Genomic DNA, 11,505 nt, shown 5'->3' with positions numbered 1-11,505 from the left:
GCAAGAGCAAGGCCCAGGAAGACCAGGTGACGGCCAGCGACGAACAGCAGCCAACCGAACAGGGCGATACGGAAGACAGCGCGGATAGCATGGCGAACCTCGCCGCGCAGGCAGCCGCCCCGGCCACCGAAGTGCCCGCAACAACCGGAACCACGACCAAGGCGGAAGAGCCCAGCCCCCAGGTTGAAACCGTTCCGCAGCCGATGCCTGATCAGACGGTTGCCGAGGCGCCGGCTGCCGTGCCCTTCCAGGAGAAGACTCAGGCACAGCAACTCGCCGACCAGGCGCAGATGGCATCGATCGCCGCCGGCAGTGATGCGGGCTGGACCATCTCGCTCGGAGAATACGCCACCAAGTCCGATGCTGCCGCGGTGCTCCAGATGACCCGCAAGCGCTCACCCGACCTGCTCAGTGGTCGCACCGCCCAGACGGTGATGGTGGAAAAGAACGGTAAGGTCACCTACCGCGCCCGCTTTACCGGATTTGACGAGTCCTCAGCTGCAGTCGCCTGCAAGGCGATCAAGAAGCAGAAGGCGCCGTGCAGGCCACAGGGCCCATCGTAACGCTCAGGACAACAGGAATTCCTTGGCCTCATTGATCTTGGCCGCAAGGTAGTCCGAACCGCCGAGATCGGGATGCGCCGTCTTCATCAGGCGGCGGTGCGCTGCACGAATATCATCAGGCGTGGCGCCTTCCTTGAGCCCGAGAATGGCGAGGGCTTCAGCCCGCGTCATCTTCTGAGACGTTGTCGCCGCCGCGCGCCCTGCTCCGCTGTTCCACTGGGCGCGCCATTCCGGATGCGTGCGCTCGATCCAGGCTTCGAACAGCGCCCGGCTTTGATCTGTTGCAGCGGCGCACTGAGCGTGCAGCGCTTGCGCCTCGACGAGCGTGAGACTCGACAGCTTCCGACCCTTCAGTGACCCGGCAAGGATGTTGCCATCCATGCGGCCGGTATCATGGTCGAGCTGCATCGCGATCAGACTTGTCGACACCCTGGAGGCCTGCCCCGGCGTCTTGCGCTGCCACGGCATGCCATTGGGGAACATCGCCTGCTGGCCCATCAACCCGAGCCCCAACATGAAGAGTGGGATCGCGACGTTGATCTCGCCTTTCAACATCATGAAGACGCCGAATGCCATGACGGCGACGCCGCCGAGCTTGCGGATCAAACCACGCACCTGCGCGGGCTGGGCATTGGCGAAGGACTTGATGAGGTACCAGCCACCCACCACGATGACGAGGCCGAGGATGAAATTCATGGCTTGCGGTCCGTCACTTCATCTGGCTCAGCAGCAACGCAGCCGCACCACCGCGCTGAGCCGAGTGATTTTCGAGTGCGGAATAGCCTCCTGCGGCATATACGGCAACCGCGGCCAGCAGCTCACGAAGGATTTTTGCAGCGTCGCTGCCGAAGCGGAAATAGGCGCCGCGCGTCAGCCGCGCAATCTCCCGGAAGCCGGCCTCTGCTGACGCATCGCGACCTTCCTGGAACATGAACAAAGGGATGCCGAGCAGCCCGATCTCACCTGCCAGCTGAGCCAGCTCGTCGATCGGCTCCTCGAGCGCATCACCGATGTAGATGCAGGCATTGACCTTGCCCTGTGCGGCCTCGCCCCTGATGTGCTTCAGCACGCGGCCGATCTGGGTGCGCCCGCCCATGCAGCGGATGCCCGCCATGAGGCGGGCGAGAACCGCCGTATCGGGCGTCCACTTCGAGGCGCGGCATTCCCCGTGACCGCGGAAATAGACGAGTTGCACGTCAAGCCCGCCGACACGGCCGGCCTCCGCGAACATGTCTCCCTGGATGTTCAAGGCCATGTCCCAGCTTCGCTGGCGACTCATGGTGGCATCCATGGCAAGCACCAGGCGCCCGCGTGCACCGGAGGGAGCTGGAACGGGCATGTCGCGGACGCGGGCCAGGAAGGCTTCGACGTCGTCCGCGCCATCATGACGCTTGATATTCGACATGCGGCGTCAGGGGCAGCTGGGTTTGTCGAGGAACGTGAGGTCGGTGAGCGTCCCGGACAGGGCGAAGTCGCCATAGTCGAGCACCAGACCGGTTGCGACACCATTGTCATACATGTCGAAGCTCACCTGGTATTCCGGCATCTCGGCGTTGCCATCGAGATTGTAATAGCTGACCGTCAGCGGGAAGGAACTCACGCCCTTCAGGGCTGCAGCGGCAGCATTCCCGGAATCGCGTGCAACGCTGCCCGGCGGCCTCTGCTTGCCCACGAAGGAAATCGCGCGGAATGACTTGGCGCCGTCTGAGCCGTCGAAGACGATGCTGGAATCGCGACCGCCTCCGGCTTCACTGAGCGCCATGAGTTTCAGCTGGTGCTGCATCGGCAGGGCGGCCCCGGAGGGAACGGTGAAGGGCTCGGAAGGCTTGCTCTTCATTTCGCCCTTGCCTTCAGCTTCAGCCGTCTCGCGAGACACCTTGATGCTGTCACTGTCGCGCACCTTGCCGTTCACGCTTTCCTTGAACTGATGGCGTAGCGCCGTTGCGGCGCCATTCTCATAGGTTGTCGAAAGGGTGTCGATCACACTGACGCCGCCGTCCGGCTGGTGGTACTTGGTGGCCATGCGAAAATTGACCGTGTAGCCGTCGCAGCTCGAGCCGTCGATCTCGAAGGCCAGCTTGCCGGAGGCCGACTGCAAGGAAGCGCCCTCGTTGGCCCGAAGCAGCGTCAGGTCGTAGATCGCCCGGTGGGGCGCCACGGATGCGGCCTCAGCGCCGCTGACCAGAAGCAGAAGGGACAAGACGGGCAGGACGGTTTTCAATTGCTTCTCCTCCGGCGGGGTGGTGCTATGCCGCATCAGACCAACATAATCATCGGACAACAAGAGGCAAAGATGGCGCAAGCAGGGCCAGAAAAACCACGCATTCTGGTGACCCGCAAGATGATGCCGGATGTGGAGCGGCGGATTGCCACGCTCTTCCAGGCAACCCTGAACCCCGATGACCGGCCCATGCCGAAAGACGAAATCCTCTACAAGGCGGCCCACCACGACGGTTTGCTGCTCACCTCCTTCGACAAGCTGGGGCGAGAGTTCATCCCCTCCCTGCCGCCTTCGATCCGGATGATCGCCACGCATTCGGTGGGCTATGACCATCTGTCGATCCCGCAGGCCGAGGCGAAGGGCATCGCCGTGACCAATACCCCCGGCGTCCTGACCGACGCGACGGCTGACATCGCGCTGCTGCTGATGCTCGGCGCCGCCCGTGGCGCCTCCTGGGGCGACCGCATGGTGCGGGAGAACCGCTGGGGCGAAACCACGCTGCTCACCCCCCTAGGGCATGACATGAGCGGCCAGCGCCTCGGCATCCTCGGCATGGGCCGGATCGGCCAGGCCGTGGCCAAGCGTGCCCGGGCCTTCGGCATGGGTATCCACTATCATTCCAGAAGCGCGGTCGCGGCAGAGGATGGGCTTGGCGCCACCTTTCATGCCAGTTTTGCCGACATGCTGCCCCACTGTGATTTTCTGTCGATCAACTGTGCCTCGACGCCGGACACGCGCGGCATGGTCAATGCCCCAGCCCTGGCGTTGCTGCCAAAGGGCGCGATCGTGATCAACACGGCCCGAGGTGACATCTTGGACGACGAAGCATTGATCGCCGCGCTGTCCTCCGGCCACCTCGCGGCGGCCGGCCTCGACGTCTTCAAGGGCGAGCCCAACATCGACCCACGCTACAGGAGCCTCGAAAACGTGTTCCTGCTGCCGCACATCGGCAGCGCCACACCCGGCACCCGTAGCGCCATGGGCCACAAATGCATCGATAATCTTGCCCGATTTTTCGCAGGAGAGCGGCCGACGGACCTTCTGACAAAGGGCTGATACGCACCCTTTCACCGCCGGCGCGGAAAGTGCCCCCGTGAGAAATAGTAAGGCACTTTAAATAAACACACTCGCATCATACACTTTGAGCCTCATTGCGGGTTACGCAATTGATTGCAGGAAAGGGCGAGTATGAACGTGAACCACTTGAAGACAATCCTTACCTCGGCACTGCTCATGGCAGGCATGGCGATCGCTGCCCTTCCCGCCCCCGCAATGGCGGCCTTCAAGAAGCCCAACGTGCTGATGCTGCTGACCGACGACATCGGCATGGATCAGCTGCAGATCTATGGCTACAACAGTACGCTGCCGGCACCACCCACCCCGAACCTTGAGGCGCTGCAGACCGCCGGCCTGACCTTCCGCAATTCCTGGACCATGCCCGCCTGTTCAACGGCTCGCGGCGTGCTTTACACGGGTCGATATCCCTTCCGTACCGAACTCCAGGCCGCGCTCGGCCCGTCGGATCTCGCGAATTCGATGACCTCGCCCTATTTGAAGACGATCCCCAAGCTGATGACCCAGGCTGGCTATGCCACGGCGCTGTTCGGCAAGTTCCACGTCGGTCTGCAGGGCAACAACCCCTATGGGCTCAAGATGGTCAACGCACTCGGCTGGCAGTATTTCAACGGCTGGCTCGACGAGACGGGTGATCCGTCTTCAATCGACACGACGGCCGGCCTTGGCGACGAAGGCAAGGACGCGAATGGCGACGGGCTCTACCCCAACGGCTATGTGCCCGGCTCCGCCAATGGCGGATATGACAGCGGCTCTTGCTACGACCCGGCGGGAAAGTGCAAGCCGCTTTCAACGCTCGCCGGTGCCAAGAACCCGGCAGGCCGCATGTGTCGTGACGATGGTGGCATCTTCGTGCCGGAAGCAGCATGTTCATCCAGCATGCCGTCTTACTTGAATTTCCAAACACTGTCGGCGCATTACGTGTCGCCGCTCGTCATCAGTGACGGCGGCAAGGCCACTTCCATTCCTCCCACCGACAAGCGGGCCCGCACCTTCCGCAACATCGAACAGACGGATGCTGCGATCGACTGGATCAAGAAGCAGCAGAAGCGCGGCAAACCGTGGTTCGCCACCATCTCCACCGCAACGGTTCACACCCCGATGCAGGTGCCCCCGGTCCATACGTTGCCACCTGATGCCTTGGACGCCAATGGCGCTGACCTCACAACCACCCTTGGCGCGGAACTGGTCGCCAACCAGATGATCCAGACCATGGACTATGAGTTTGGCCGCCTGCTTCTTGCCACGGGGCTCGCCACCCAGGTCGGCAACCGGCTGGTGCTCACGGCGGCTTCGGCAAACACCATCGTGATCTATGTGAACGACAACGGCTCGCTGGGATCACAGGTTCGACTCCCGTTTGACCCTACCCGCGCCAAGGGCACCGCCTACCAGACCGGCGTCTGGACACCGATGGTGATCGCCGGCGCCCGCGTCAACCCGCTCAACACCGGCAAGGAAGTGCAGGGACTCGTCAACATCGCCGACCTCTATGAGATGATCGGAAACGTGGCCGGTATCGACGTCCGGAAGAACAATCCCTACACCATCGACTCCGTGCCGATGATCCAGTACCTCGCGGATAACGAAGCACGCAGCCTGAGAGACTATGATTTCAATCTCGTCGGCCCCAACCTTCAGGCCAATGGCGGCGTAAACGGCCCCTGCCAGTTCGCCGGTACCAGCCCGCCCTCATGCTCGCAGATCCCCGTGACAAAGGGTGTCTGTGAGGACAACGGCGGAACCTGGTTTGGTCCGGGTGGATCAGGCACCTACACAACGGAAGATGCTGACGGCAATCCGGTGTCGATGCCGATCAAGACCTTCACCTACTGCTGTCAGGTGCAACAGTACGTCGTGCAGAATAGTGGCGTGGCGGGCACAGTTATCCCGACCACCAGCATGGCCGTGCGCGACAAGCTCGGCTACAAGCTTGTCCGAAACCAGTGGAACGATTATGATGCCAGCAGCTCAACCGGTTGCCAGCAGACCACGGAAAACGAGCTCTACATCGTGGGTGAGGAAAACCCGATCAATCCCAATGCACCACTTCTCGATACCGAAGCGCGGATGATTCCCACGCCCTATAACCAGCTGGCACAGAGCAAATACGACGAGCTCACCAACTACCTCGACACGTTGTTGGCATCCGAGCCTGATTGCCTTGCCCAGGGAGACGGTAATGACGACGGTGTGGTCAACCTCGTCGACTTGGCCAACTACAAGAAGATGGCCAAGAAGACCTCGGGGTCGAGCTGGTACGACGTCAACACCGACGGCTATACCAACAACACCGACAGGCAGATCATCGTCTCGAACCTCGGCCTGAACTGCAAAAACCAGTAATCCCGCCGTCGCAGTTCGGCATGCACATCGCGCCCATGCCTCACCCGCATGGGCGCGCTTGATTCCGGGCCACTGAACAGCCAATCTCAGGCCATTCACGGGGCGCATGCCCCCCTTTTGACAGGAGACGAACATGGGACAGATCGACAAGCGCCTGGCGGAACTGGGCATCAGCCTGCCGGTCGCAGCCAAGCCGGTTGCCAACTACGTGCCTTGGGTACGTTCGGGCAACCTCGTCTTCATCTCCGGCCAGGGCCCGATTGCCGACGGAAAGATCACCCTTCAGGGTGCCCTGGGCGACACCATCTCGATCGAGGACGGCATCAAGTCGGCCAGGCTTTCCGCTCTTAACGTACTGGCTCAGCTGAAGGATGCCTGCGGTGGCGACCTTGACCGTGTGAAGCGCATCGTGAAGCTTCTGGGCTTCGTCAATGCAACGCCCTCCTTCGCGGACCACCCGAAGGTCATCAACGGCGCATCCGACCTGATGGTCGAGGTGTTCGGCGAGAAGGGGAAGCACGCACGCTCCGCCGTTGCCTCCCCGTCGCTTCCCTTTGGCATCTCGACAGAGGTCGAGGCCATCGTCGAAGTGGAATGAACATGCCTGCGCCCAACAAGCCCGCGGTGAACTTCCTCACTGCGCGGCCTATTGCCCACCGTGGTCTGCATGATTTCAGCAAGGGAGTGGTGGAGAACACAGCCTCTGCCTTTGCCGCCGCAATCGCCCGGAACTATGCCATCGAGTGCGACCTGCAGCTGACGAAGGATGGCGAGGCTGTTGTGTTCCACGACGAGCACCTCGAGCGCCTTACCGAGGGCCACGGCATGGTGAAGGACCTCACCACAGCCGAAATGAAGCGTCTCGTCATTCGCAACTCGACGGACAAGGTGCAGACCCTCGCCGAACTATTGTCACAGGTTGACGGCCGAGTACCTCTGGTGATCGAGTTGAAGTCGCACTGGGATGGCGACGAGCGGCTGGCCGAACGCGCCGTTGCGCTGCTGACGAGCTATGCCGGCCCCTTCTGCCTCATGTCTTTCGACCCCGATGCCATAGCAGCTGTCAGGCGTCTTGCGCCGGAGATCATCCGTGGCATCGTGGCGGAACGGGTTGATGGTTCCTATTACGCGTTCCTGCCACTGGCGAAGCAGATGGAGCTCCGGACCTTCTCGCATGTTGCGCGGACAAGGCCCGATTTCGTGTCGTTCTACTACGGGCAGTTGCCATGGGCGCCGATCACCGCCCTGCGGGCCTCGGGCATGCCGGTGATCACATGGACGATCCGTTCGCCCGAGGAGGCCGTAATGGCCACGCGATGCTCGGACCAGATCACCTTCGAAGGCTTTACCGCGTAACATGCTGAAGGCCGTCACCAGCGCCCAGTCGATCAAGCGGGAGGACTGGGACCGGCTGGCCAATCCGCAAGGTGCCGAGTTCAACCCTCTCGTCAGCCATGATTTCTTCCGCTGCGTAGAAGAGTCAGGCTGTGCCGTGGCCAAGACCGGATGGATGCCGCGCCACCTGGTGATGGAGCAGGACGGCCAGATCACCGGCATCGTGCCCTGCTACCGCAAGCGCCACTCACAGGGCGAGTATGTTTTCGACTACGGCTGGGCTGATGCCTATGAGCGCGCCGGCGGGCGTTATTACCCGAAGATGCAGGTGTCGGTGCCGTTCTCGCCCGTCACGGGCCCGCGCCTCTTCGCTGCGACAGAGGAGCAGCGGCGCGACCTCGCATCCGGCCTCATTGCGCTGTGCACCCAGGAGGAGGCTTCTTCCGTACACATCACCTTCCTGCCGGAAAAGGACTGGGCGGCATTGGGAGGTCCCCTTTGGCTGCAGCGCACCGACATCCAGTTCCACTGGATGAACAGTGACTATGGGACCTTCGATGGCTTCCTCGCGTCGCTCTCCTCGCAGAAGCGCAAGAACATCCGCAAGGAGCGGGCCTCTGTTGCAAACGCAGGAATCACCATGCATGCCCTGACCGGCAAGGACATCGAGGAGCGGCATTGGGATGCCTTCTTTGACTTCTACATGGACACAGGTGCCCGCAAGTGGGGCTCACCCTACCTGAACCGCACTTTCTTCAGCATGATCGGCGAAGCGATGAGTGAGCACATCCTGCTCGTGATAGCGGAGCGTGGCGGGAAGTTGATTGCGGGTGCCCTGAATTTCATTGGCTCGCATGCACTCTATGGCCGGAACTGGGGAGCAGTGGAGTATCACGACAACCTGCATTTCGAGACCTGTTACTATCAGGCCATCAACTTCGCCATCTCCCGCAAGCTGGCGCGCGTGGAAGCGGGTGCGCAAGGGGCCCACAAACTGGCGCGGGGCTACCTGCCGCAAAAGACTTTCAGCCTGCATTACCTCGCCCATTCCGGCCTGCAGCGGGCGGTTGCCAACTATCTCGATGCAGAACGTGCCGGTGTCGACCGGGAGCAGCAGGCGCTTGCGGCGCATTCGCCGTTCCGGCAGGAACAGGACTTCTAGAGGGCCGAGACCGATGAGCTACGATACCAACAACATCTTCGCCAAGATCCTGAGGGGCGAGATCCCCTGCCACAAGGTCTATGAGGACGATCATACGTTGGCCTTCATGGATGTTATGCCTCAGGCGGATGGACACACGCTGGTGATCCCCAAGGCAGCCTCCCGCAACCTGCTCGACGCTGATCCGAAGGCGCTGGGAGCGCTCATGGCATCCGTCCAGAAAGTGGCCAACGCCGCGAAGCAGGCCTTCGCAAGCGAGGGTGTGCTGATCCAGCAGTTCAACGAGCCCGCCGCCGGGCAAACTGTTTTCCACCTCCACTTCCACGTGTTGCCGCGCCACGAGGGCATGCCGCTCCGGCCCCATACAGGCAAGATGGCCGACCATGCTGTCCTCGCTCAACATGCTGCAAAACTCCGAGCCGCCTTGGGCACTTGATTGAAATCAAAGCAGCGCCGGGGTGCGGCTGGCTAAACTTGCTCCATAACGAGGAGACAGACATGAATCATAAGCACCGCAAGGTCCTGCACAGCCTTTTCAGCCATCCGCTGCCGTCCAACATCCAGCTTCATGAGGTGGAGCCGGTGTTCAAGGAACTGGGCGCGGAGCTCAGCCATTCCGGCCACGGCCGCCTGATGGTCTCAATGAAGGGTCATACCGCAACCTTCCACGGCTCGGACCACGGGCTGTCGAAGGACGAGGTCCACAACATGAAAAAGTTCATCGAGACCTGCGGCATCGAGCCCGCACGGGACTATCCGCTGTAGGGTATCGGCTCCGGTTTCTCCCTGCACATCATGCCCGGTCCAAACACCCGGCCCGGGCATCCTTTTTGGTGGTCGCTGCAAAGGATGCGCGGATCAAGTCCGCGCATGATGAACTCAACGGAGTGCATCTTGAATGAAAAAGGCCCGGTCGATTGACCGGGCCTTTTGCTTTTGATGTTACCGCCAGCCTTACTCGGCTGCGGGCAGTTCCGAGGCCTTGGCCTGCTCTTCGAGGATGAGCGTGTCTCGCTTGTCAGCAACAGCGCGCAGGCGCGAGAGCATGCCACCCGTGCCCGCCGGGATGAGGCGGCCCACGATGACATTCTCCTTGAGGCCTTCGAGCGTATCCACCTTGCCGATGATCGAGGCTTCGGTGAGGACGCGCGTCGTTTCCTGGAACGAAGCCGCCGAGATGAAGGAGCGGGTCTGCAGCGAGGCCTTGGTGATGCCGAGCAGCACCGGCTTGCCAGCGGCAGGCCGCATGCCTTCGGCGATCAGCTTGGAGTTCTCGTGGTCCAGTTCCTCGCGGTCGACCTGTTCGCCCATGAGCAGCGTCGAGTCGCCGGTGTCGGTGATCTCGACCTTCTGCAGCATCTGGCGAACGATCACCTCGATGTGCTTGTCGTTGATGTTCACGCCCTGCAGACGATAGACTTCCTGGATTTCATTGACGAGGAAGGAGGCGAGCTCCTCCACGCCCTTGATGTCCAGAATGTCATGCGGCGCGGGGTTGCCGTCCATGATGTATTCGCCCTTCTCGATGAAGTCGCCTTCCTGGACGGGAAGGTGCTTGCCCTTGGGGATCAAATACTCCACGGCCTCCACACCTTCCTCCGAAGGAACGATGCGGATGCGGCGCTTGTTCTTGTAGTCGCGGCCGAATTCGACGCGGCCAGAGATCTCCGCGATGATCGCGTGATCCTTGGGGCGACGTGCTTCGAACAGCTCGGCAACACGCGGCAGACCGCCGGTGATGTCGCGCGTCTTCGCACTCTCGAGCGGGATACGGGCGAGCACGTCACCGGCGGTGACCTTCGCACCCGGATCAACCGAGAGTACCGCATCGACCGACAGCAGGTAGCGGGCTTCGCCGCCACGGGCGAGCTTCTGCACCTTGCCGTCCTTGCCCTTGACGACGATCGCGGGCTTCAGCGTTGAACCGCGCTGGTTCGAGCGCCAGTCGATGATGACGCGGTTGGTAATGCCGGTAGCTTCGTCTGCCAACTCGGTCACCGACACGCCTTCGACCACGTCCTCGAACTCGACAATGCCGTCGACTTCGGTCATCAGCGGGCGGGTGTAGGGGTCCCACTCGGCAACGCGCGCGCCGCGCTTCACCTTGTCGCCCTCATCGGCATACATGCGTGTGCCGTAGAGCAGCTTGTGAACCGCGCGCTCCGTGCCGTTGTCGTCAACGAGGACGAGCGTGGAGTTGCGGCCCATGACCATCAGGCGGCCCTGCCCGTCTTTCGCAAAGTTGCGGTTGCGGATGACGATCTTGCCGTCCGCATTGGCTTCGATGAAGCTATCGTTCAGCACCTGCGCGGTGCCGCCGATGTGGAAGGTACGCATGGTGAGCTGCGTGCCCGGCTCGCCAATCGACTGTGCGGCGATGACACCCACGGCTTCGCCCATGTTGACGGGCGTGCCGCGTGCAAGGTCACGGCCATAGCACTTCCCGCAAACACCGAACTTGGTTTCGCAGGTCAGCACCGAGCGGATACGCAACTCTCCGATCCCCGACTTCTCGATGATCTCGACATGCGGCTCCAGGATCTCGCTACCGGCGGCCACGATGAGTTCGCCCGTTGCCGGGTTGATCACGTCCTGCGCCGCGGTGCGGCCCAGCACACGGCTGCCGAGCGAGGCGATAATCTCACCCGCATCAACAATCGGCCGCGTGGTGAGGTAGGCCTTGCTGCCACAATCCACTTCCGAGATGATCGCGTCCTGCGCCACGTCCACGAGACGGCGGGTGAGATACCCGGAGTTCGCGGTCTTGAGCGCGGTGTCGGCGAGGCCCTTGCGGGCGCCGTGGG

General features: G+C 62.1%; 11 protein-coding genes and 1 pseudogene. 8 read left to right on the top strand and 4 right to left on the bottom strand.

Going from position 1 to position 11,505, the window contains the following annotated elements:
* On the top strand, positions 1 to 563 hold a 563-nt coding region (locus WCJ41_RS17265), incomplete at its 5' end, for an SPOR domain-containing protein (protein ID WP_336907077.1).
* Between the two features lie 3 nt (positions 564 to 566).
* On the opposite strand, the gene WCJ41_RS17260 is transcribed toward WCJ41_RS17265, so the two are convergent.
* The 3 genes from WCJ41_RS17260 to WCJ41_RS17250 are packed head-to-tail and all read right to left on the bottom strand — an operon-like array spanning position 567 to position 2,820.
* Positions 567 to 1,259 (bottom strand): molecular chaperone DnaJ, encoded by a 693-nt coding sequence (locus WCJ41_RS17260; RefSeq protein ID WP_336907076.1) that lies wholly within the window; start codon positions 1,257 to 1,259, stop codon positions 567 to 569.
* Positions 1,260 to 1,272: 13 nt separating this feature from the next.
* Positions 1,273 to 1,968 (bottom strand): VWA domain-containing protein, encoded by a 696-nt coding sequence (locus WCJ41_RS17255; RefSeq protein WP_336907075.1) that lies wholly within the window; start codon positions 1,966 to 1,968, stop codon positions 1,273 to 1,275.
* A gap of 6 nt (positions 1,969 to 1,974) precedes the next feature.
* Entirely contained in the window at positions 1,975 to 2,820 is an 846-nt protein-coding gene (locus WCJ41_RS17250) for a DUF1849 family protein (RefSeq protein WP_336907074.1), read from the bottom strand.
* A gap of 36 nt (positions 2,821 to 2,856) precedes the next feature.
* Here WCJ41_RS17250 and WCJ41_RS17245 point away from each other — a divergent pair, with 36 nt between their 5' ends.
* The 7 genes from WCJ41_RS17245 (at position 2,857) to WCJ41_RS17215 (ending at position 9,466) form a co-directional block, all read left to right on the top strand.
* Positions 2,857 to 3,840 (top strand): D-glycerate dehydrogenase, encoded by a 984-nt coding sequence (locus WCJ41_RS17245; RefSeq protein WP_336907073.1) that lies wholly within the window; start codon positions 2,857 to 2,859, stop codon positions 3,838 to 3,840.
* A 132-nt stretch (positions 3,841 to 3,972) separates the two neighbouring features.
* Positions 3,973 to 6,204, top strand: a complete 2,232-nt coding sequence (locus WCJ41_RS17240; RefSeq protein WP_336907072.1) for a sulfatase-like hydrolase/transferase — start codon at positions 3,973 to 3,975, stop codon at positions 6,202 to 6,204.
* A 133-nt stretch (positions 6,205 to 6,337) separates the two neighbouring features.
* Positions 6,338 to 6,802 carry a RidA family protein gene (locus WCJ41_RS17235; protein WP_336907071.1) on the top strand — a complete coding sequence of 155 codons (465 nt, stop codon included), beginning with the start codon at positions 6,338 to 6,340 and terminating at the stop codon, positions 6,800 to 6,802.
* A 2-nt stretch (positions 6,803 to 6,804) separates the two neighbouring features.
* The gene (locus WCJ41_RS17230; RefSeq protein ID WP_336907070.1) at positions 6,805 to 7,560 is read left to right on the top strand and encodes a glycerophosphodiester phosphodiesterase family protein; all 756 of its coding nucleotides are present in this window, start codon (positions 6,805 to 6,807) and stop codon (positions 7,558 to 7,560) included.
* A gap of 1 nt (position 7,561) precedes the next feature.
* Positions 7,562 to 8,701 (top strand): GNAT family N-acetyltransferase, encoded by a 1,140-nt coding sequence (locus WCJ41_RS17225; protein ID WP_336907069.1) that lies wholly within the window; start codon positions 7,562 to 7,564, stop codon positions 8,699 to 8,701.
* Positions 8,702 to 8,714: 13 nt separating this feature from the next.
* Complete coding sequence (locus WCJ41_RS17220; protein ID WP_336907068.1) at positions 8,715 to 9,137, top strand: HIT family protein; 423 nt, start codon at positions 8,715 to 8,717, stop codon at positions 9,135 to 9,137.
* A 62-nt stretch (positions 9,138 to 9,199) separates the two neighbouring features.
* On the top strand, positions 9,200 to 9,466 hold the full coding sequence (locus WCJ41_RS17215; RefSeq protein WP_336907067.1) for a hypothetical protein: 267 nt from the start codon (positions 9,200 to 9,202) through the stop codon (positions 9,464 to 9,466).
* A 189-nt stretch (positions 9,467 to 9,655) separates the two neighbouring features.
* Here WCJ41_RS17215 and WCJ41_RS17210 read toward each other — a convergent pair.
* Positions 9,656 to 11,505, bottom strand: a pseudogene (locus tag WCJ41_RS17210) (DNA-directed RNA polymerase subunit beta'); the annotation flags it as partial.

The sequence above is a fragment of the Aestuariivirga sp. genome (genome assembly GCF_037139295.1).
Taxonomy (GTDB): Bacteria; Pseudomonadota; Alphaproteobacteria; order Rhizobiales; family Aestuariivirgaceae; genus Aestuariivirga.
This window is presented reverse-complemented; position numbering and strand designations above follow the sequence as displayed.